The organism is Syntrophobotulus glycolicus DSM 8271 (genome assembly GCF_000190635.1).
Taxonomy (GTDB): domain Bacteria; phylum Bacillota; class Desulfitobacteriia; order Desulfitobacteriales; family Syntrophobotulaceae; genus Syntrophobotulus; species Syntrophobotulus glycolicus.
Map to the genome: position 1 here is coordinate 2733429 of NC_015172.1, position 21872 is coordinate 2755300.

General features: G+C 44.2%; 18 protein-coding genes. 6 read left to right on the plus strand and 12 right to left on the minus strand.

The window, feature by feature from the left end:
• Position 1 precedes the first annotated feature (1 nt).
• Positions 2-1264, minus strand: a complete 1263-nt coding sequence (amrA, locus tag SGLY_RS13610) for an AmmeMemoRadiSam system protein A (protein WP_013625804.1) — start codon at positions 1262-1264, stop codon at positions 2-4.
• 444 nt (positions 1265-1708) lie between these two features.
• On the opposite strand from amrA, the gene SGLY_RS13615 reads away from it, so the two are divergent.
• The gene (locus SGLY_RS13615) at positions 1709-3799 is read left to right on the plus strand and encodes a glutamine synthetase III family protein (RefSeq protein ID WP_013625805.1); all 2091 of its coding nucleotides are present in this window, start codon (positions 1709-1711) and stop codon (positions 3797-3799) included.
• Positions 3800-3922: 123 nt separating this feature from the next.
• Here the strand turns inward: SGLY_RS13615 and SGLY_RS13620 are convergent, their stop codons facing one another.
• Positions 3923-4444: a DUF2179 domain-containing protein gene (locus tag SGLY_RS13620; protein WP_013625807.1), complete on the minus strand. Its 522-nt coding sequence runs from the start codon at positions 4442-4444 to the stop codon at positions 3923-3925.
• Between the two features lie 351 nt (positions 4445-4795).
• Here SGLY_RS13620 and SGLY_RS13625 point away from each other — a divergent pair, with 351 nt between their 5' ends.
• The 4 genes from SGLY_RS13625 (at position 4796) to hydF (ending at position 9617) form a co-directional block, all read left to right on the plus strand.
• On the plus strand, positions 4796-5050 hold the full coding sequence (locus SGLY_RS13625) for a TM1266 family iron-only hydrogenase system putative regulator (RefSeq protein ID WP_013625808.1): 255 nt from the start codon (positions 4796-4798) through the stop codon (positions 5048-5050).
• A gap of 295 nt (positions 5051-5345) precedes the next feature.
• Complete coding sequence (gene hydG, locus SGLY_RS13630) at positions 5346-6809, plus strand: [FeFe] hydrogenase H-cluster radical SAM maturase HydG (protein WP_013625809.1); 1464 nt, start codon at positions 5346-5348, stop codon at positions 6807-6809.
• Positions 6810-6931: 122 nt separating this feature from the next.
• Positions 6932-8335: an aspartate ammonia-lyase gene (locus tag SGLY_RS13635; RefSeq protein ID WP_013625810.1), complete on the plus strand. Its 1404-nt coding sequence runs from the start codon at positions 6932-6934 to the stop codon at positions 8333-8335.
• 28 nt (positions 8336-8363) lie between these two features.
• Positions 8364-9617 carry a [FeFe] hydrogenase H-cluster maturation GTPase HydF gene (gene hydF / locus SGLY_RS13640; protein ID WP_013625811.1) on the plus strand — a complete coding sequence of 418 codons (1254 nt, stop codon included), beginning with the start codon at positions 8364-8366 and terminating at the stop codon, positions 9615-9617.
• Here hydF and SGLY_RS13645 read toward each other — a convergent pair.
• The 10 genes from SGLY_RS13645 to nrdR all read right to left on the minus strand — a co-directional run bounded on the left by SGLY_RS13645 (position 9602) and on the right by nrdR (position 18966).
• The gene (locus tag SGLY_RS13645) at positions 9602-10282 is read right to left on the minus strand and encodes a response regulator transcription factor (RefSeq protein ID WP_013625812.1); all 681 of its coding nucleotides are present in this window, start codon (positions 10280-10282) and stop codon (positions 9602-9604) included. The two genes, hydF and SGLY_RS13645, sit on opposite strands and share 16 nt — an antisense overlap.
• A 58-nt stretch (positions 10283-10340) precedes the next feature.
• On the minus strand, positions 10341-12701 hold the full coding sequence (locus tag SGLY_RS13650) for a sensor histidine kinase (protein ID WP_013625813.1): 2361 nt from the start codon (positions 12699-12701) through the stop codon (positions 10341-10343).
• The gene (locus SGLY_RS13655; protein WP_013625814.1) at positions 12682-13623 is read right to left on the minus strand and encodes a polyprenyl synthetase family protein; all 942 of its coding nucleotides are present in this window, start codon (positions 13621-13623) and stop codon (positions 12682-12684) included. Before SGLY_RS13655 ends, SGLY_RS13650 begins: the two co-directional genes overlap by 20 nt.
• A 7-nt stretch (positions 13624-13630) precedes the next feature.
• Positions 13631-13825, minus strand: coding sequence for a hypothetical protein (locus tag SGLY_RS13660; protein WP_013625815.1), 195 nt, complete (start codon positions 13823-13825; stop codon positions 13631-13633).
• Positions 13826-14061: 236 nt separating this feature from the next.
• Positions 14062-14448: an SHOCT-like domain-containing protein gene (locus SGLY_RS13665; RefSeq protein ID WP_013625816.1), complete on the minus strand. Its 387-nt coding sequence runs from the start codon at positions 14446-14448 to the stop codon at positions 14062-14064.
• Between the two features lie 18 nt (positions 14449-14466).
• Positions 14467-14829 carry a DUF2089 domain-containing protein gene (locus SGLY_RS13670; RefSeq protein ID WP_013625817.1) on the minus strand — a complete coding sequence of 121 codons (363 nt, stop codon included), beginning with the start codon at positions 14827-14829 and terminating at the stop codon, positions 14467-14469.
• Between the two features lie 68 nt (positions 14830-14897).
• Positions 14898-15179, minus strand: a complete 282-nt coding sequence (locus tag SGLY_RS17945; RefSeq protein WP_169312027.1) for a hypothetical protein — start codon at positions 15177-15179, stop codon at positions 14898-14900.
• 485 nt (positions 15180-15664) lie between these two features.
• Positions 15665-16333, minus strand: a complete 669-nt coding sequence (locus tag SGLY_RS13680; protein WP_013625818.1) for an anaerobic ribonucleoside-triphosphate reductase activating protein — start codon at positions 16331-16333, stop codon at positions 15665-15667.
• 12 nt (positions 16334-16345) lie between these two features.
• Positions 16346-18469, minus strand: coding sequence for a ribonucleoside triphosphate reductase (locus tag SGLY_RS13685; RefSeq protein ID WP_013625819.1), 2124 nt, complete (start codon positions 18467-18469; stop codon positions 16346-16348).
• Positions 18470-18501: 32 nt separating this feature from the next.
• Entirely contained in the window at positions 18502-18966 is a 465-nt protein-coding gene (gene nrdR / locus SGLY_RS13690; protein ID WP_013625820.1) for a transcriptional regulator NrdR, read from the minus strand.
• Between the two features lie 313 nt (positions 18967-19279).
• Between nrdR and adhE the strand changes: the two genes are divergently transcribed.
• Entirely contained in the window at positions 19280-21847 is a 2568-nt protein-coding gene (gene adhE, locus SGLY_RS13695; protein WP_013625821.1) for a bifunctional acetaldehyde-CoA/alcohol dehydrogenase, read from the plus strand.
• Positions 21848-21872: the final 25 nt, after the last annotated feature.

A 21872-nucleotide genomic window follows, 5' to 3' on the forward strand; every position in this document is an offset into this window, starting at 1 on the left:
TTTACTCATGAAACCTTTCCACTTCAAATCTCCAAAGCTCGACCTCTTCTTCCGGCCAAATGCCTGCCTTCTGCCTGACTATACGGATTTGTTCCTCCACCGTTTCGATCCCTTCCAGACGCGGCAGCAATAGCCCCACTTTTCCTCCGCAGCGGATGATGACACCATAAAGCTGAGGATCAAGCTCTTCCGACCCTGTAATTTTTTGCGGGTCACTCAGTACATCTACCGATATCCGGAGCAGTTTCAGTTCATCGGGCTGCACAGGCCAGAAGCGAGGGTCCTGGGTCCCTGCCGCTATGGCATTATGCCTGATCTCCGCAGCCAGATTTTCACGGGCCGGCTGAACAGTTCCTATGCAGCCTCTGAGTTCACCATCCTTTTTCAACGTGACAAAACAGGCTTTTTTTTCTTTTAATAAAGGATCACCCGGAATATGCAGCTTATCAAAAGCCTGCGCGTGAAGATGGTGCTCCAGACATTCCCGGGCATAGCCGGCAATAGGTGCGGAACGATAAATTTCAGCCGTGAGATAGCCCACCCCAAAAGGACCTTCATAAGACAGGACCTTGGGAGAACCTTCCCGGGCGCCCAAAGCAAATAGAAGAGAGTGATACCCGCACTGCCCGGCCGCTTCCAGCATGTCTTGCGGAATACCTCTGATGATGGCCGTATCCTTCTGTATCCCTTTCACAATGATACTGTCAAATTTAGGACCGTCAGGGTGAAAACCGTAAGGACCATCTTCCTTCAGCCGGTGGGACAGATCCCCGCTGGCTAAAATCGCGCACCTGGTTTCACTGCCGCTGAAAATCTCCCCTGCCAATCTGCCCAATTCCTCTGCTTGCCGCAAGGGCATTCCAAAAACAATAACCTTCCCTTGCCAACCGGCTTTCTTGAGAAAATACAAGGGAACAAGGGCGGCATGATCAAGCTCGGCTTTTACAGGCTGAAGGCTGCTTATTCCTTCCTGCGCCGATGCCAGCAGCATCCCGTCCACTTCAAATTCCAGTTTGACATTTCCCGCGCCAAAGCTCCCAAAGTCTCCTTTTACCGTTTCTCCTTCCAGATAAGATAATCCCTGCCGGCTTAAAGGAGCATGGGGAGATACCAGAACAACAGATTCTACTTTCAAATCAACCAGGGTCTCAGCAATTTTTTGATAAGACTCTATTGTCGCCTGACAAGCCCTTTCCTCTCCCTTTCCGATCTCGGCAACAATCAGCGGAGGATGGGGGACAAAACCAACATAAACAAGACTCATGCGTAATCCCTCCTAATTAAGACGATAAATCAAAACCGTTTTTTTTCGTGCAAAATACATCTTGTAAAACAAAACCTGTAATTTCAAGAAGGATATTCTAAAAACCACGGCAGATATTAATTCATTTTCTTTTTTTCCAATGCTTTTCCTTCTTTATTTATTAAACCGGCAAAAAAAATTAAATCATCCAGTGAAAAGTATTCCATTCCCGCCAAAAACAAAGAATGTTTTTTCTATCTTTTACTATCCTGTATACATTGCAAAACTACTTGTATCCTATATTAAAGTATGTTAAGTTTTTAAATATAATAAGCAAGTAAGCAATGACGCTTAACTCGGTGTTTTTAGACCGCCTAGGTGGGTGTTTTTTGCTTTTTTTGCTTTTTTCCGGATTGTTTTCAACATTAGATGCTTTATCTGCAATTTTTAAGGAGGATTTTAGAAATGGAGATCTTTGGTTCAAATGTTTTCAATGATACCGTTATGCGGGCCAGACTGCCCAAAGCTACCTACAAAGCCTTGAAAAAAACGATTACCCAAGGTACCGCTCTCGAAGCCAGTGTTGCTGAAACCGTTGCCAGCGCCATGAAGGACTGGGCAATTGAAAAAGGGGCTACCCATTTTACCCATTGGTTCCATCCGATGACCGGTTTGACCGCGGAAAAACACGACTCCTTTATTTCACCAACCGAGGACGGCAAAGTCATCATGGAATTCTCCGGCAAGGAGCTGATCAAGGGGGAACCTGACGCCTCTTCTTTCCCCAGCGGCGGTATCCGCGCAACTTTTGAAGCCAGGGGCTACACAGTCTGGGATTGCACTTCACCGGCATTTTTAAAAGAAGATAAGAATGGCAGTACCATCTTGTGCATTCCAACCGCCTTCTATTCATATACCGGAGAAACACTGGACAAAAAGGCTCCTCTTTTAAAATCAATGGAAGCTGTATCCAAACAAGCCTTACGTGTGCTGAAGCTATTTGGGAATACTACGGCGACCAAAGTCATTTCCACTGTCGGACCGGAACAGGAATACTTCCTGATCGACAGAAATTTCTTTGAACAGAGAATGGATCTGGTTCTGACCGGAAGAACCCTGTTTGGGGCTATGCCTCCCAAAGGCCAGGAAATGGAAGACCATTACTTTGGCACGATCAAGGAGCGTATCTCCTCTTTTATGAAAGAATTGAACGAAGAACTATGGAAGCTGGGGATTCTCGCGAAGACTCAGCACAATGAAGTTGCTCCCGCCCAGTTTGAAATCGCTCCAATTTTTTCGACAACCAATGTTTCCACAGACCATAATCAGCTGGTCATGGACTGTTTGAGAAAAGTCGCCCTGCGCCATGATCTGGTCTGCCTGCTCCATGAAAAACCATTTGCCGGAGTGAACGGTTCAGGAAAACACAATAACTGGTCTTTGGGGACAGATGACGGACAAAACCTGCTTGAGCCGGGAAATAGTCCGCATGGCAACGCTCAATTCCTCACCTTCCTGTGCGCTGTGATCGAAGCTGTCGATAACTACGCCGAACTTCTCCGGATCTCTGCCGCCAATCCCGGCAATGACCACAGGCTTGGCGCTAATGAAGCCCCTCCGGCCATTATTTCCATCTTCCTGGGTGATCAGCTGAACGATGTGATCAACCAGTTGGAAAAAGGCGGCGCTACCAGCTCCAAAGCCGGAGAAATCCTCAAGGTCGGTGTCGCCACCTTGCCGGAAATTCTCAAAGATACCACCGACCGCAACAGGACCTCTCCTTTTGCGTTCACCGGAAATAAGTTTGAGTTCCGGATGGTTCCCTCCAGCGCATCTATCGCTTGTCCGAACATGATCCTGAATACCATTGTTGCGGAATCCCTCTCTCAGATTGCCGATAAACTGGAAAAAACCAAGAATTTCAACAAGGAACTCGCTTCCCTGCTCCAGGATATCATCAAGAAACACAAACAAGTTGTCTTCAACGGCAACAACTATTCTGATGAATGGGTCGTCGAAGCTGAAAAACGCGGACTTCCCAATATCCGTTCCATGGTTGAAGCTCTGCCTTATTATATCTCTGAAAAGAGTATCTCCCTGTTTACCAAACATGGTGTGCTGACTGAAGGGGAACTTCATGCCCGCTATGAAATCCTGCTCGAACAGTATACAAAGGTAATCAATTACGAAGCAAAAACCATGCTGGACATTGCTCAACGTTCCATTTTCCCTGTTTCTTCCAGATATGCCGCTGAACTGGCCGGCAATATTTTAAGCATCAAAGATGCCCTCGGTACAGCACCTGCCGCTGAAGAAAGCTTGCTGAAGGAACTGGTTGCGACCAACAATCTTTTCCTGGAAAAAGTTAATGCTTTGGAAAAAGCCATAAACGGTGCTGCCGAGATCGATGATGCTTATAAATTGGGTCTCTACGCACATGATACGATCTTCGCCGCCATGGCTGAACTGCGGGTTTACGGCGACAAGCTGGAAACTCTGATTGATGCTGCTCAATGGCCCTTCCCAACCTATGCGGAGATGTTGTTCCTTTTATAATTTATTGAAAACAACTGCCAAACCAACAAAAGAGGCATTATCTCCACAAAGGGATAATGCCTCTTTTGTTCGGGACTAAAAGGTTTTTCCTTACCAAACGATCTAACCTGTTTTTCTCAGGTTCTACCGCATCTTGCATAACCAGAACCCTCCTTTAAACGTCTTCGGTTCATGAAAAACCACAAAAGCATGGGGGGATTTTTCATCTATGATTGTCATCAGCTCTTTTTGCCTGTTCCTTTTCGTTAAAACATCAAGGACCAGCCTTTTCCCGTCTCTGCCGTCGCCGATCCAGGATGTGACCCCAAAACCCTGTCCCCTGATCACCTTGACCAAGGTATCGTCATCAGAGTCAATAATGACCTGAGCCGTTAAATATCCTAAAGCAAGCCTCTCTTCGATCAGGCTTCCCAGGAAAACTCCTATCCCATAACCTATACAGTAGGCAGCGATATTACATGGGCTGTTCAAGTTATTCAGAATGATTGACAGGCCCATGATATAGACAAAAATTTCTATGACGGAAAGCAGTGACGCATAAAGGCTCAGCCCCTTGATCATCAGAATAAACCTTACCGTCGTCAGGGAAACATACGTGATGTTGATTGCCATGATGATCAATACAAGCTGCCAGACTACGTTCATTCGTATCACCTTATCATTTTTATTTGTTGGACCGGTATCCTCATTATTTTATTTCCAGTACCTGTTTGTTGCCTTGTTTCCAGTATATATTCCCTCGTCACACTCATTTTATCATAATCCACTCCGATTCCAAATCTGGTGATTCCTTATGCTTATGTTTCTGATGATTCCTTGATCTTGATAAATCCATCTTGCTCCCGGAGCTAAAATCTGTTATATTTTAATCAATAGAATATTTACCTGACAGAAAAGTATGTTCTGATCTGGAAGGAAGCGGTTTGTCCTTTTGTTCTTTTTTGCTTTCTTCCGTCAGGAAGGAAGCTTTTAGTTTTTCTAAGAGGGTGTGATCAGATGAAGAAAGTAGCCGTAATCAGTGCCATTCTGGAAGACCCGGAAAAGACCCAGCTCCAGTTTAATCATACGGTTGCCTCATTTAAAGGAATCATCAAGGGCCGTATGGGCTTGCCTATGCCCGACCAGGAAATTTCCGTCATCTTTATCGCGGTATTAGGAGAAACAGATGAAATCAACAGTCTTACCGGAAAGCTGGGTAAAATCGAGAAAGTATCAGTAAAGACTGCCATATCCAAAAAAGATTTTGATTAATCTTTCCCCGCCGCGGCAGGGAAAATATCGGAAATCTCTTATTGCACCCTGATCGAGCATCACGTCTCAATAAAATCATATGTTTCGAACCTGACAGAAAAGACCTGTTCTGATCTGAAAGAAGAGAAATCAACCGTTTGACTATCGACAGTTTGTATTTTTCTTTTTAAGAATACGGACTGAAAACGGATTGCTGCTTTTCTTCAGAGAAAAGCTTTTTTATTTCAGCTCCTTAACATAATTTTTTCTGAAATCAGAACACTATTAAAAACAAAGGCATGAGGAGGAAAACCAGATGAGTACAAAAATTTTAGAAAAAGAAAGAACAAGCCCTGCCGATCCTGAAGTCGCTTTCATCAACAATGAACAAATCAATGAGGATCTGGCTCAGGCCAAGACAGCTCCCAAAGAAGAAGTTCAAAGGATCATCGCTAAAGGCAGAGCCGCTAAAGGTCTTACTCCCCAGGAAACGGCCATTTTGCTGGAAGTCACAGACCCGGAACTGAAAAAAGAGCTTTTTGCCGCTGCCCTCGAAGTGAAAGAAAAAATCTACGGAAAGAGAATCGTTATGTTTGCCCCTCTTTACCTCAGTAATTATTGCATTAATGAATGTACTTACTGCGGCTACCACCGTTCCAACAAGGAGATGCCCAGACGCAAGCTGACGATGGATGAAATCGCTGAAGAGATCAAGATTCTGGAGAAAATGGGACACAAGCGCCTGGCCCTGGAAACGGGTGAAGACCCTGTCAATTGTCCGATCGAATATGTTTTGGATGCCATTAAAGTGATCTATGAAACAAGTGAAGAGCAGGGGGAAATCCGCCGGGTAAATGTCAATATTGCCGCGACAACGGTTGAAAATTACCGGAAATTAAGAGATGCCGGCATCGGTACCTATATTCTCTTTCAGGAAACCTACCACCGGCCGACCTATAAAAAGCTCCATTTGAGCGGACCAAAGTCCTCCTATCACTATCATACCACCGCCTTTGACCGGGCAATGGAGGGCGGTATTGATGATGTGGGTGCCGGTGTTCTATTCGGTCTTTACGACTACAAATTCGAGGTCCTTGCTTTACTTTATCATGCCCTTCACCTTGAAGAAAAATTTGGTGTCGGCCCTCATACTATCTCTGTTCCCAGAATCAGGCCTGCCTCAGGGATGAGTCTGGATCAATTCCCTTATCTTGTTCAAGATGAAGATTTCAAAACAGTTATTGCTATCCTGCGCCTGGCTGTGCCTTACACGGGAATTATCCTCTCGACCAGAGAAACTCCCGAATTCCGGGATGAAGCCATTAAGCTTGGGGTATCCCAGATCAGCGCAGGCTCATGTACAGGTGTAGGGTCTTACAAAAAGGAATTTGCCGAAGAGAATTCCTGTTCCGCTGATCACAAGACAGATGCCACTGCCCAATTCCAGGTCAGCGATGAACGTACTCCTGAGGAAGTCTTGATCAACCTATGCTCCCAAGGCTATCTCCCCAGTTACTGTACAGCCTGCTACCGGACAGGCCGGACAGGGGACAGGTTCATGCAGCTGGCCAAAACCGGAAATATTTGCAATGTCTGTCTACCTAACGCCCTGACTACTTTTCAGGAATACCTGATGGATTATGCTTCACCTCAGCTAAAGGAACTGGGTGAAAGAACAATTGAAAATTTTGTGGAAGAAATTCAGAATGATCGAATCAAAGAGCTGACAATAGGCAATCTTGAAAAGATTAAAGAAGGGCAGCGCGATTTCTTCGTCTGATCCGCCCTCCTTTCAATTCAGTGATGCTCCCATGCAGCAGTCTTGATTTCCCAAACAGCGCTGAATACTCTATAATTGATATCATCAAATCAGTCTAAACACTTTGCATTGGAGGTTATTCCATGCGCATCGAAAAGGATTTTTTGGGAGAAAAACAAGTACCCGAACATGCCTATTGGGGAATTCACACTCAGCGTGCTTTAGAGAACTTCCCTTTATCCGGCCATCCTGTCCACTCCAATTTGATTAAAGCTTTGGCTTTGGTTAAAGTATCGGCAGCACAGGCCAATATGGAATTAGGATACCTGGACAATGATACGGGATATGCCATCATTGAAGCCGGTTCGGAGATCGCCGCAGGTAAGCTTGCCGACCAGTTTCCCACAGATGCCCTGCAAGGAGGGGCCGGAACCTCAACCAATATGAATGTGAATGAAGTCATTGCCAACAGGGCGACTGAACTTCTGGGGGGCGGGAAAGGCCAATATCTGGTTGATCCTTTGAACCATGTCAATATGCATCAATCGACAAATGATGTCTATCCGACCGCTTTAAGGATTGCCGCCATCAAAATGCTGCTGCCTTTAAGCGAGCAGATCGCCGAGCTGCAGGATGTCCTGCAGCAGAAAGAAGCAGAATTCGCCGGTATTTTAAAACCGGGGAGGACCCAGCTACAGGATGCCGTCCCCGTGACCCTGGGCCAGGAATTCAGCGGCTGGGCCCAGGCTGTTGCCCGGGACCGCTGGCGCATCTACAAGGTTGAGGAACGGCTGCGCCAGGTCAATCTTGGCGGAACAGCCGCTGGAACAGGTATTAATGCCCCCCGTGAATATATTTTTCTGGTCATAGAGAAATTGCGCCAGAATACCGGAATAGGTTTAGCCAGAGCCGAGAGCCTGATTGATGTTACCCAAAACGCCGATGTTTTCACGGAAGTATCCGGTCTGCTTAAGGCTGCCGCGGTGAATTTGAATAAGATCGCCAATGATTTGCGCCTGCTCTCCTCCGGTCCCTTCGCCGGCTTTGCCGAAATCCGTCTTCCGGAAAAGCAGGCAGGTTCGACAATCATGCCCGGAAAGGTTAACCCAATTATCCCGGAAGCAGTAAATCAGGTCGCTTTTCAGGTGATTGCCGCTGATCTTGCCATCACCATGGCCTGTCAAAACGGCCAGCTGGAGATCAACCAATTTCTGCCTCTCGTCACCTATAACCTTTTACAGGCCATTGATCTTCTTGGCAAGGGTGCTTCCATTCTCGCCTACAAATGCGTCAGCGGGATCACGGTCAATGAGGAAAGATGCCTTGAGCTTGTGGAGCACAGTTTGATCACAGCTCCCATTCTCATGCCTGTTCTGGGTTATGCTAAAACAGCAGAAGTGGTTAAATACGCCCGCCGGGAAAAAGTCACTGTCCGCCAGGCGGTCAAGGATCTCGGCTACCTCAGCAGTGAAGATGCCGAGAAGGTCCTGGATTATCATCTGATGGCCAGACCCGGATCAGCGGACAAACCTTTACGTGAAGAGTAATTCATCATCAGAAATGAGGAAGATAGACATGCAGGATACACCCAAAGGTTCCCGTTTGCATATATCACTCTTTGGCCGCCGAAATGCCGGTAAATCAAGTTTGATCAATGCGCTCACCAATCAGGACATCGCCCTTGTTTCCGATGTGCCGGGAACAACTACCGATCCTGTTTATAAAGCAATGGAAATTCTGCCGATCGGGCCGGTCATGCTGATTGATACGGCCGGGCTGGATGATGTAGGCTCTCTGGGAGAGCTGAGGGTCCGGAAATCACGACAGGTTTTGGACAAAACGGATGTCACTTTGCTGGTTGTGGATTCCGGTACTGGATTTGGGGATTTTGAAAAAAATATTTATGATCTTTGCGTCGAGCGGAATATTCCCGTCCTGATTATCTTTAACAAGATTGATCTCATCAATGAAGACCAAAAAAAGGCCCTGCAAAACAACCTTGAGCAAACATACGGTCTTTCTTTGCAAAATCCGCAAACATCAGCCCCTCAGGCCCTTTTTGTCAGCTCAGTCACTAAGGAAGGGATTTTGCAGCTCAAACAGAATTTAAGCAAAATCAAACCTACCGAATGGCTTGCCCCGGCAATCGTCGGGGATCTGGTGGAACCGGGTTCCATGATTGTCCTGGTCGTCCCGATTGACATGGCTGCCCCTCAAGGCCGCTTAATCCTTCCTCAGGTTCAGACCATCCGGGATATCCTCGATCATGATTGCCTGACCGTCGTCTGCAAGGAGTATGAACTAAAAAAAGCCCTGGACTCTTTAAAGGAGCCTCCGGCCCTTGTGGTCACCGATTCCCAGGCCTTTTTGAAAGTATCTGCCGATGTTCCCCCCGAGGTTCCCCTGACATCATTCTCTATTTTAATGGCTCGTTATAAGGGGGATTTGCTTGCTCTTGCCGAGGGTGCCAAAGCTGCGGAAAGACTCAACCCCGGAGACAAGATCCTTATTGCCGAATCCTGTACCCATCACCAGCAGCCTGATGATATCGGCAAGGTCAAAATCCCCCGCTGGCTGAGACAAATGGTGGGAGGGGAGCTGCATATCGATTACTCCAATGGGAGCAATTACCCGCACAACCTTGACGAATATCAACTGATCATCCATTGCGGGGGCTGTATGCTTAACCGCAAGGAAATGCTGCACCGTATTAACCAGGCCCAAAATAAAAACATTCCAATCGTCAATTATGGAATGCTTATTGCCGTAGTCCATGGTATCCTGCCCAGAGCCTTAAAACCTTTGGGAATCGACTATAAATCAATATAAGCCCACTTTACAACAGCTTCCAGGCGTGTAGTTACTTTGAGCTTTTTCTGAATGTTTCTGATATGGAGATCCACCGTTCTTTTTTTTATTCCCAGAGCGGCTGCGATCTCTTTGTTTTGCAAGCCCTTGTTCATCAGCCTGGCAACTTCCACCTCTCTGGAGGTAAACAGCTGAAACATGGATTTATTTGCTACTAACGGGACCTTAAAATTGTTATTGTTGATTAAAGAACGCGGTGAAGTTTCCAGCCCTTCAGAAAAGACGGTTTCCCCTTCATAGACTCTAAATATAGCTTGAATCATTTCCCTGACTGAACAATCCTTGAGTAAAAATCCGGCTACCCCTTTATCCCCATAGGTCAAAATGAAAGCGGCGGGATTTAGATCGGTCAAAATAATCACTTTCAGATGAGAATTGATTTGCTTCATCCGGCCGATGAAATCTGTCCTGGAAAGCTTTAGACTGCAGCTGTCCAGCAGCACGACATCCGGGTCGGCAGTATTCACGAATTCCAAACATTCATTTTCGTTCTTGGCTACCCCAACAACAGTAATTCTGGGCTCTACCGCCAATAAAGAGACTGTCCCTTCTGCAAATGAAGTATGATGATCTAAAATCAACACTTTAATCTGATCCGGTATCTCTTCATTTAAGGATAAGGACAATTTTCTCCCTCCCTCTTCGTCTTTTTGTTAATCGAGTTTTTCATTTTAAAAGTCCGATTCAAATAATCGGAATACTGGCCTGGACAACTGTCCCGTTAAAGTCTTTAGCGCCTACAAGCAGTTTTCCGCCTAAATTTTCTATTCTTTCTTTCATCCCGGCGAGCCCGAAATAGCCCTCGGTCAGGATCAGGTCCTCTATTTTACTTTTCTCAAAAACCTTACCGGAATTTTTAACCATCAGCAGTATGGTGGATTCCCTGATCTCAATACAGACCGTGAGCCTAAAGACCCCGGAATGTTTAGCGGCATTCATGATCCCTTCCTGTAGGAAACGGTAAGCGGCCAATTCGACCTCCTCACCGAACCGGTCCTCTTTCGTGATGCCCACAGCTTCCAGCGAAATGACCACCAGTTCGTTTTGCATAATCTCTTCACAGAGCAGCTCAACCGCTGAAAGGAGACCTAAATTATTCAGGAATGGAGGGCGCAGCTCTCCGCAGATCAGCCGCAGATCAAAATTCAAATCCTCAACAAGTTCCTGCATTTGAGTCAGTTCATTCTGCACCTGTTCATCAGCTGTTCCCTGTTCAAGCAGGTGCTTAATCCTGCGGTTTAAATCAAGACCTAACTGTAACGGACCGTCATGGATTTCCGAAAAGATATTTTTCCTTTCGTTTTCCGTGTTTTTGAATAAAGATTGATTTAAGGTCTGAAGCCCTTGGATTCTTTTTTCCGAAAACTGGACATTACGGGCGAACCGGCTGATTTCCTGCGATAGTTCTTCAATAAGATACCTGACTTTAAGATGATAAGCCAACTGCCTTGCGATCAAGGTAATTTGAGGCAATTCATCTTTTTCAAACCTTATGCGGGAAAACCGATGGCCTAAAAATATCCCGCATCTGAATCCATCAGAGAGAAAGGGAACATATATCTCAGCGGGAAAATCCGGGGGCAGCAGCCTGGTTTCCGCAGTCACCATCCGGTCTTCCTGAAAATAGTTTTCGAGCAAGGTAATTTCCTCCGTTTTTGTCTGGAAGATACCTTTAGCCTTCTTTATATATTTCTTATTGTTGTCTTTAATAACGATCAATGCGCCTTCAATAGCAAAGCTGTTGACCATTTCTTCTAAAACCTGATCGTCATGATTTAACGTCGTCAGATTTTTATTTAAGCTAAGAATTTTTGTCTCAAAATTGTTTTTTGCTTTAACAAATACATGATGGTTAAACGCTATTTTGACTAAAGACTTAATGATTATTGCACAGAACATCAGCAGAAACGTTAACGATAATGAAGCTAAATATAATTCAAAACTCAGGTTTGAAATAACACCCAAACCAGAGAGTGCAAGTGGAACTATAATACTTGTTAATACTCCTTCAATGCTTAATGAAATCATTTTTCTGAAAAGCCTTCGACTGTCTGGCAAATACTTGTTGACAATTACATAGTACCAGGTAAAGGGTACAACAGCTATAGGTAAATAGCCTAGTCTCAATATTAAAATTCTGTCAAAATCAAAGATTATGGGAATCGCATTAAATAGTATAAACGGAAAAAGACCTACAGTTATCCCCAGAAGCAATATACAAGCCTGATTTTTTTCCGGCCTATCATTTGGTACCTTTGTCAATTTAGCTAGATTCCATGAGACTACAAAGACTCCTAAGATTATGTTTATTAAATTTAACTTTCTTAATTCATTAAAATATTGAATCAGACCAGTAAATTGAAAGAATTCAACAATAACGATTATAAAATAAAATGTTAATAATATATAATGACCTAGACTGTTTAAATCATTTTTACGTTTAGTAAGTAAAACTGATACAAAATTGAATAACAATAGTGGTATTGTTGAAAAAAATACTGATTCCAGTTCCTTAGCAAATATTATTGCCCTGCTTGAGGCTGGAGCAATAATAACAGCTAACGCGATACACCAGTTCAACCAAAAAAAAGTGCGTGCTTCTATTGAACCAGATCGTCTCAACCATGTAATGAATCCCAAAAACCAAAAAATTAACGCTAGGATAACCCAGACACTTTCACTTAATGCTGTCCCGAAAACAGACTTTTCAGTTACTGACAGAAAGACATTTTCTGTGGACTGATCTGTTTTTTGAGCTTCTATAGAAGTAGCACCTTCTATAGTATTCCATTTCTGAACTAAACGATAATTATGTGGGTCCTCACCATCGACTTTTAAAATAATATCCCCTTTGTCGATTCCCGCTTTATACCCCTCTCCATAAGGATCACAAATATCGACAATCCACTGTCCATTACTATTTTTTAAATCAAGACCAATATATGAATGATTAATGGCTGCAATAAAATATACTATCCCCAATAAAATAAAGACAGCACTTGCAAGATAATATATTCTTCGCTGACTAAACACTTTCTTCCACAAGTTTTATCATCTTCCTTTTACGTTTTCCAGAGGCGGGAACACTTTGAATTATTTCCAAAGATTTTTGCCGAAAAAGCTCATACATCACTGTACAATAATGAACTACTCCTTCATCAATTACAATCTTTTCAAGTAATTCCTGTACTTCTTTTTTTTTGCACTTTTCCTTTAACAATTCATTAAAATCACGAGCTTTTTTATCTTGGAGAACCGTTTGAAGATAAATGTAAGGCAGGGTTTTCTTATTGTCTAAAAAGTCTTTTTTCTTGCTTAAATTTGTAAAATCATTTAAATCATTACTAATTTGATTCATTATTCCATAGTTAGCCCCAAACTCTTCTAGTTTCAATACAATCGATTCAGGTGCCCTGCCCATAACACCCCCAATTTTACAAGCAGCAGCAGTTAAACTTCCGGATTTTTGTCTGATTAATTCAAAATATTGATCCAATTCAATTTGTTCACTAATGCCATATAAAACTTCTTGATATTGACCGACACTTGCTCTTATCCCCATACAATTAAAGATAGAACAAATTTGTATTGCCAGGCTCCTGTCTTTGATTCGTGCAACAGATTGATATCCTAGCATCAGAAGGCAAAGAGCCAGATTTATAGCACTAGCAGTTGGGATCTTACGCCATGGCATCTCATCATTGTCCTGGTCCTGAATATCATCAAAGATATCTGCTGCCAGGGCAATAAACTCCATGGCAATTGCCCCTGACAGCGCGATTTCAGATTTTCCGCTGACACATTCACAATTCATTAGAACCAGGTGGGCCCATTTATACGGTTCCTTCTTCTTCAACTCGGCCTCAAAAGATGAAGTTATTAATTGCAACATTTCCTGGCCTAGTCCTGCTTCTGTTAAAATATCATCAATTTCAACAGAAATAATTTCGTTATGCAAAAGTGTCATTCTTTTTTTACATCCAGTCTGCCAATGGGAGTGTGTCTATTGCCAGAACACCTCCCGAAACCTCAGCCTTAGTAAAAACACTCCGAATAACTTCAAGTTCCTTGTCTTTTAATTCTGAAGGTCTGTCCTGATTTTGAGATAAAGAGTGCATTGGGTTTTTAACATGCTCATGAACGAATTTTGCAATGTCCTGATAGTTCATTGAAGACGCCTCCTTTTTTTACAAGAAATGTTTTATGTGTGTTATATTAGACATATCTTTCCAAATTCCTTCAATGTTTGGAAAAAAAATTTGGCTTTTTAATCATTAAAGTAAGTGATTTTTTAATATAAGAAAATTCATTTATCCTTTAGATTATAAAAAGAGAAGCCTCTTCCAGTTATCTTACACGAACTTTCAAGGCTCCTTGATTTTCATCTGAATCTTTTCAGTTATTGTTATTCGACATAAACCTCAACCCTTGTCTTACCGTCCTCAGCATCAACTTCCACGATTTTCCCTTCGGCCCCGTCTTTAATGGCTTGAACGATTTCCTCGATATCAATCTTCTCCAGACCGGCTTCTTTGAGTTCCGGCGCAAATTTAGTCCCGATTCTCAAACCGACATCGATCAGCGATAAGGGGATGTTGACCTTGGCTTTGGTTTTATCATTTTCGGCCTTAACATCAATTCGAAGCCATTTCATATTTTTTGTCTTTTCCGGGCTTCCGGCAGCATTTGCTCCTTTTTCCAGAGCCTCCATGAGCTCCAATCCCTCTGAAGCCGTAATCTTGCCTTCCTCAACCATTTTCAGAATCTGCATTTTTTCTTCATTGCCCGCCATTGTTATCACCTCCTTCTTTTAATCGCTAAGCAGCTTAAGCGCTTCTTCTTTACTGATTTCACCTTTGCTGAGCTTATCGAGAATGTCCTTGCGGTTTGCCGTTTCTTTCTGTTCCACCCTGTAGCCTAAAGCAGCGATCACTTCTTCCAGTTTATTTCGTACAGTGGGATAGGAGATATCCAGTTCCTTTTCAATTTCCTTGATATTCCCCCTGTTTTTGATGAAGATTTCAACAAAATGCTTCTGCTGCTTGCTCAGCTTGCAAAATTTACACGGCTCAAATTCCCCGCTGATCACGGTATGACAGGATTTACAGCTAAGCTCGGTCACTTGCATTTCCTTATCACAGACCGGACATTTGCCAAGAAGTTCATATTTCAATCCTTTCACCTCCTCAAAATCCATTTAAGTATTAAATCATTTCCAATTGGTTCCTTTAGCATGATATCCTATACGATTGAAATCCTGACTGCAATCTGTTCATCTGTTTTCTGGACATCGGCTAAAACAAAAGGTTCCATCCCAGATAATTCATGAAAAAGCAGGTCGATTGAATCCAGAATCTCAGGCAACGATTCTTCCGGAAGAGATAGCTGCCCATTACCGTCAGTTTGCTTCTGCTTCGACCATTTTGGGTTCTTCAAAGAATGTTTGACCGCAAATCGACAAATCCTTCTTAACAGGCTTATCGGTATCGCCGGAATAAATATCCTCAGCCAACCTTTCCGCACGTAAATTTTTATCTTCCTCGAACGCATGCCATCACCTGCCATCAACGTAATAGGTGTTTTCACTAAACTATTTTAATTAAATAATTAAATTTATTTATTATATAATTAATTATATTAATATTTTTGCTGTTGTCAATATCATTTTTACTATTCTTGATGTTCATATTGATATTTTTAAATTATAATCCACATTTATATTAATATTTTTTATTATCATATTGACTGACTGATATTGTATGGACAGATTGGACTATTTTGCTCTATGAGCAGCATAGGTATCCACCCATTAGTACCTACATTTTTGCCGTTTCTCGAAAGAAGAATGCCCATTGATCAAGACTTTTCAGGTTTCATCATCCAATCTTTTTCTTAAAGCGGTCAAGTCAGGTTCCATAAAACTGATGACACGGAAATTCAGATCATAACGATACCGGGGTGTATGAGCACCCCGGTATCGTTAATGGTTGCAATATGATATGGGATGTTTACAATCCTCTTGTCTCACATCCCAATTTCCTTGCCATCTCCCTTAATTCGCCATCAGAAAATCCCTCATAGGTTTTCCCGTCCAGTACTCCCCCGGGAGGTTCCCTGAACTGCTGAAGAATCCACTTTTCACCCGCTCCCAGATATTCACGGATCAACCGCAGCTCCTCCGGACTGTGCCAGACCGGTAAGACCGTGGTCCTGAATTCGTGCTGTATCCCTGATGTCCTGAGCCAGTTTACCGTCCGGCCAACCTTTGTCCAGGCTTCCGGGCAATTTGTCAGTTGTGCATATTTTTCCGGAGCGGCTTTAATATCCAGGGCGATATAGTCTAAAAACGGAGCAATTTCCTTTAGTTTTTCCAAATTGCTGCCATTGGTATCCAGCTTCAGCTTGAATCCAAGCTCCTTGATCCCTTTAGCCAGAGTCTTGACCTCTCCGGAGAGGAGCGGTTCCCCTCCGGTCAGACATACTCCATCCAGCAGGCCTTGCCTTGTTTGCAGGAAACTGCAGACCTCCCCGGTTGAAATCCCGGGTTTCCCTTCATTCTTTACCAGCGTGGGATTATGACAGTACCCGCACCGGAAATTGCAGCCGCTAAAAAAGACCGTTGCCGCGATTAACCCGGGATAATCGACCAGAGAAAAGGGTTCGATATCCACCAGCATTTTTCATCACCCTTATTTCGCTACCCCGTCGAACAGGCTTGGTGTAATTCCTGCAACAACATATCTGCGGGTTTCTTTCTTTTCTTCCTGCTTGCCGGGATTCATTGCCGAGACCGGCCGGTAAAAACCGGTCACTCTGGTCATGACCAAAGTCTCACGTCCGCAGATAGGACAATTGAAGTGCTCGCCTTTAATATATTTGTGGTCCTCACAAATGCTGAATGTCGGTGTCAAGGTAAAATAAGGCAGCTCATATTTTTCAAAAATCCTGCGCACAACAGCTTTGGCCACGGCCAGCTCATCAATGCTCTCCGCAAGGTAGCCGTGCAAAACTGTTCCGCCGGTGTAAAGAGTCTGGAGATCGTTTTGCAGCTCAACAGCTTTAAAAAGGTCACTGGTATAATTCACAGGCAGATGAGTAGAGTTTGTATAGTAAGGCTCCTCTTCTCCGGCAGTAATAATATCCGGATAATGTTTCTTATTGAGCCTGGCCAAACGGTAGCTGGTCCCTTCGGCCGGTGTGGCTTCCAGATTATAAAGGTCTCCGTCCTCTTCCTGGAACTGCTGGATTTTTCCCCGCATATATTCCAAAGTCCTCTTGGCAAAATCCTGGCCAAAGGCGGTTGTGATATTATCCGTGTCCGATGTGAAATTGCGGATAGCTTCGTTCATTCCCACGAGACCGATTGTCGAGAAATGATTGGTCCAGAACTTGCCGAACCTCTTTTTAATATCCCTCAGATAAAACTTGGTATAGGGATAGAGGCCGCTGTCGGTCAGTTTTTCCAGAATCTTGCGTTTTGTTTCCAGAGTTGACCTGCCAATCGCCATATAGTTATCCACAAGCTCGATATATTTTTCCCAGTTCCCTTTCGCCAGATACCCGTATAAAGGCAGGTTGAGGGTAATCACACCGATGCTTCCCGTCAAAGGATTGGCGCCGAATAATCCGCCCCCGCGCTTTCTGAGCTCCCGGTTGTCCAGCCGCAGACGGCAGCACATGCTGCGGGCATCTTCCGGGTTCATATCGGAGTTAATAAAATTGGCAAAGTAGGGGATGCCATATTTGTCTGTCATCCTGAAAATAGCATTGGATACCTCACTGTTCCAGTTAAAACCTTTGGTAATGTTATAGGTAGGAATGGGAAAGCTGAAAATATTGCCGTCAGCATCTCCTTCCAGCATCACTTCACAGAAAGCCAGATTAACGATATCCATCTCCTCCTGGAAATCACGGTAAGCAACATCGAGCAAGCGGCCGTCGACAATAGCCGGTTCATCCTTAATTGCAGACTCATCTGCCCTGACATCCAGAGTAATATTAAAAAACGGGGATTGGAACCCGACCCTGGTCGGAACATTAACATTAAAAATAAATTCCTGAATCCCCTGTTTAACCTGCCCATAGTCCAGCTTATCGGCCCGGACGAAAGGCGCCAGATAAGTGTCAAAGCTTGACAGCGCCTGGGCCCCTGCCGCTTCACCCTGAAGTGTATAGACAAAGTTGACGATCTGACCAAGAGCTGAGCGGAAATGCCTGGCGGGCTTGGATGTGGTTTTGCCCTCCGCCCCGCGGAAACCCACCAAAAGAAGGTCTTTCAGATCCCACCCGACACAATAAGGGGCCAGATCTCCGGTATCATGGTTGTGCAGGGCTCCGGTCTCATGGGCTTTGCCGACTTCCGCAGGCAGAATTGACTGCCAGAAAGCATTGGTGGCCTTACTGGTCACAAACCTGTTTAACCCCTGGACAGAAAATCCCATATTGGAATTTTCTTTGATTTCCCATGTGCCAAGCCCAAGATAATCGGAAAAGAGCTTATTATTTTCCTCTTTGGCCTTTTCCTGGTTGCGGATAATCTCATGCTGGAACCGGTAGCGGATATAAGACCGGGCAACCTTTGTGTTTCCGGTCCGCATCAGGATATCTTCCACCTTATCCTGAATATATTCAATTGTGATCCCATCCCCACTGCTGAAATTCTCATTCAAATCGGCAACGACCCGGTCCGTAATGATTCGCGACCACTGGTCAACATTATCTGCTCCTGTCGCAGTCAGGGCCTTTTCTACAGCCTGTTGAATCTTGCCGGAATTAAAAATTTCTTTTCTGCCATCCCTTTTGACCACATACATGTTTCGTGTTTCCCCCTTGCTTATGTATTATATTATTTAGAGCTTTTATTTTTTACTAATTGGTCAAGCTCTTCCATGAATCTCTCAATGTCTCTGAACTGCCTGTAAACAGAGGCAAATCTGATGTAGGCAATCTCATCTATTTCAAAAAGACGGTTCATAATCGCTTCCCCGATTATATTGCTGTCCACTTCCCGTTCGTTCATATCTCGCAGTTCTCTCTCAATATCTGAGACCACATTCTCCAATTGTTCGGTGGACACCGGCCTTTTTTCACAGGCTTTGAGCAATCCGTTCATGATCTTCTGCCGGGAAAATGATTCTCTTGTCCCGCCCTTTTTGACCACGATGAGCTGAACATCCTCATATTTTTCGTACGTAGTAAAACGCCGGGAACAAACCTCACATTCCCTGCGGCGCCTGATTGCCGTTCCAGCTTCAATTTGTCTGGAGTCCAGGACTTTGGTCTCATCGCTTTGACAAAAAGGGCAACGCATCTTTGCTCTCCTTTCTATATGTTGTTATATAAATATAATACCACCACTACATCTAGTTGCAAATGGCTATTTAGATTTATTTTAAATTATTTTCCCCGCACAGAATACTTTAAATGATCTCATTCTTTATTTTTCTTTGTTTTTTATTTTCTCCGGAAATTTTCTAAAAATTTCATTTTTTTGTTTTTTAAAAAAAGGATTTTGGCCTGGGTTGTTAAATTTACTTACTATTAGAAAAATCTATTTTGATCACGAATAAAAAAATAGATTAACCAAAAAATAAGAAGACGAAGAAAAATCAGGAGGGTTGAAAATGGAAAAAACACAAAACTCCGAAATAGATAAATTAGTTGATCAGGCCTATCTTGCTTTGAATTCCTTTATGACCATGGATCAGGAGCAAATTGACCATATTGTAAAGGAAATGGCTTTAGCCGGACTTGAAAAACAGCTCTACCTGGCTAAACTCGCGGTGGAAGAAACCGGGCGCGGAATCATAGAGGACAAGGTCACCAAAAACATCTTTGCAACGGAATATATCTATCATAGTATTAAGTACATCAAGACGGTCGGGATCATCGATGAAAACGATTATGAAAATATTGCCGAAATCGCCGAACCGGTGGGGGTTATCGCCGGGATCACTCCTGTGACCAATCCCACTTCGACCACCCTATTCAAATCGATTATCGCTATGAAAACCCGTAACCCAATTATTTTCGCCTTTCATCCCAATTCCCAAAAGTGCAGCTCCGAAGCGGCGCGTATCGTCAGAGACGCGGCCGTCAAGGCCGGGGCGCCGGAAAACTGTATTCAATGGGTGGAGAGCCCTTCGATAGAAAAAACAAACGAGCTGATGAATCATAAAAGGATTTCCCTGATCCTGGCTACCGGCGGCTCAGGTATGGTCAGGTCGGCTTATTCCGCAGGAAAGCCCGCACTTGGGGTCGGGCCGGGAAATGTCCCCTGCTATATTGAAAAATCAGCGGACATCAAAACCTCTGTTACCGATATTATTATTTCCAAGACTTTTGACAATGGGATGATTTGCGCTTCCGAACAATCTATTGTAGTTGATGAAGCGGTTTTCTCCGAAGTCGTCTCTTATATGAAAGAGCTGAAGTGCCGTTTCTTAAGCAAAGAAGAAATTCAAAAGCTGGAAAAGGCAGTGATTAATCCTCAAACCGGAGGCATCAACCCGAACATTGTCGGCCAAAGCGCCTATACCATCGCTAAAATCGCCGGTATTGACACCCCCTCCGATACCAAGATTCTGATTGCAGAGCTGCCCGGAGTGGGCCGGGAATATCCTCTCTCAGCGGAGAAGCTGAGTCCGATCCTGTCCTTTTATAAAGCCAGGGATTCCCGCCATGGCATTGAAATCTGCGATAAAATCGTGCGTTTCGGGGGATTAGGCCATTCCGCAGTGATCCATTCCCATAATGATGATATCATCAGGGAATTTTCCTCCGTCATGAAAACGGGACGGCTGATTATCAATCAACCATCTTCCCAGGGAGCAATCGGGGATGTCTACAATACTTACCTGCCGTCACTTACCCTCGGCTGCGGCTCATTCGGCCATAATACCACCACCTCGAATATTACGGCTGTTAATCTGATCAATAAAAAAAGGGTAGCGAAAAGGACTGTAAATATGCAGTGGTTTAAAATCCCGGACCGGATCTATTTTGAATATGGTTCAACCAGGTACTTGGAAAAAATGCCCGATATCACCAGAGCCATGATTATTACGGATAAGGTTATGCTCCAAAACGGATTTGTTGATAAAGTCCTTTATTATTTAAGAAAACGCCAGGATTATGTTCACAGTGAAGTATTTGCGGATGTGGAGCCTGACCCTTCTATCGAAACAGTCCAAAGAGGCCTGTCCGTAATGCGCTCTTTCCGCCCTGATGTGATTATTGCTTTAGGCGGCGGGTCTCCCATTGACGCTGCCAAAGCGATGTGGATGTTTTACGAGAATCCGGAGGTTGACTTTGAAGCATTGACCTACAAATTTATGGATATCCGCAAACGCATTTATAAGATCCCCCGGTCCGAGCAGAAAGCAAAATTTGTAGCTATTCCCACTACTTCGGGTACAGGTTCGGAGGTTACTTCTTTTGCTGTGATCACGGACAAGGCCAAAGAGATCAAATACCCAATCGCTGATTATGAACTGACGCCTGACGTCGCGATCATTGATCCGGAATTTACGCTCAGCATACCGGCAAGCGTTACTGCCGACACCGGTCTGGACGTGTTAACCCATGCTATTGAATCCTATGTTTCCATCATGGCGTCCGATTATACAGATGCTTTGGCCGTGAAAGCCGCTCAGCTTGTTTTTAAATATCTGCCCCGGGCCTATCAGAACGGTTCGGACCGGGAGGCCAGAGAAAAGCTCCATAATGCCTCCTGTATCGCCGGAATGGCCTTCACCAATGCCTTTTTGGGGATAAATCACGCCTTGGCCCATAAACTGGGGGGCGAATTCAATATTCCTCACGGGCGGGCCAATGCGATCATGCTCCCCCATGTGATCCGCTACAACAGTCAGATCCCCAGTAAGTTTGCGATCTTTCCTAAGTACGGCTATTATGCGGCCCCCCAAAAATATGCCGAATTGGCGGAAGCTATCGGCCTTCGTTTCAGAACCCCTTCGGAAGGAGTAGAAAAGCTTGTTCAGGCTATTATAAAATTGCAGTCCGAACTTAAGATGCCTCCTTCGATATCTGCTGCCGGAGTAACCAAGGAAGCATTCGAGAAAAAAGTCGACCGTCTGGCCGAGGAAGCCTTTCAGGATCAGACAACAACCGCCAACCCACGCTTGCCCCTGATTTCCGAACTGAAAGAATTATATCTTCAAGCTTTTTAAGAGTAAATATTGGTCAGATATGCAC

Bases quoted from the DNA above. Each gene is read 5' to 3' on its own strand.
- amrA (WP_013625804.1), bottom strand. From the start codon at position 1,264: ATGAGTCTTGTTTATGTTGGTTTTGTCCCCCATCCTCCGCTGATTGTT.
- SGLY_RS13615 (WP_013625805.1), top strand. From the start codon at position 1,709: ATGGAGATCTTTGGTTCAAATGTTTTCAATGATACCGTTATGCGGGCC.
- SGLY_RS13620 (WP_013625807.1), bottom strand. From the start codon at position 4,444: ATGAACGTAGTCTGGCAGCTTGTATTGATCATCATGGCAATCAACATC.
- SGLY_RS13625 (WP_013625808.1), top strand. From the start codon at position 4,796: ATGAAGAAAGTAGCCGTAATCAGTGCCATTCTGGAAGACCCGGAAAAG.
- hydG (WP_013625809.1), top strand. From the start codon at position 5,346: ATGAGTACAAAAATTTTAGAAAAAGAAAGAACAAGCCCTGCCGATCCT.
- SGLY_RS13635 (WP_013625810.1), top strand. From the start codon at position 6,932: ATGCGCATCGAAAAGGATTTTTTGGGAGAAAAACAAGTACCCGAACAT.
- hydF (WP_013625811.1), top strand. From the start codon at position 8,364: ATGCAGGATACACCCAAAGGTTCCCGTTTGCATATATCACTCTTTGGC.
- SGLY_RS13655 (WP_013625814.1), bottom strand. From the start codon at position 13,623: ATGACACTTTTGCATAACGAAATTATTTCTGTTGAAATTGATGATATT.
- SGLY_RS13660 (WP_013625815.1), bottom strand. From the start codon at position 13,825: ATGAACTATCAGGACATTGCAAAATTCGTTCATGAGCATGTTAAAAAC.
- SGLY_RS13665 (WP_013625816.1), bottom strand. From the start codon at position 14,448: ATGGCGGGCAATGAAGAAAAAATGCAGATTCTGAAAATGGTTGAGGAA.
- SGLY_RS13680 (WP_013625818.1), bottom strand. From the start codon at position 16,333: ATGCTGGTGGATATCGAACCCTTTTCTCTGGTCGATTATCCCGGGTTA.
- SGLY_RS13685 (WP_013625819.1), bottom strand. From the start codon at position 18,469: ATGTATGTGGTCAAAAGGGATGGCAGAAAAGAAATTTTTAATTCCGGC.
- nrdR (WP_013625820.1), bottom strand. From the start codon at position 18,966: ATGCGTTGCCCTTTTTGTCAAAGCGATGAGACCAAAGTCCTGGACTCC.
- adhE (WP_013625821.1), top strand. From the start codon at position 19,280: ATGGAAAAAACACAAAACTCCGAAATAGATAAATTAGTTGATCAGGCC.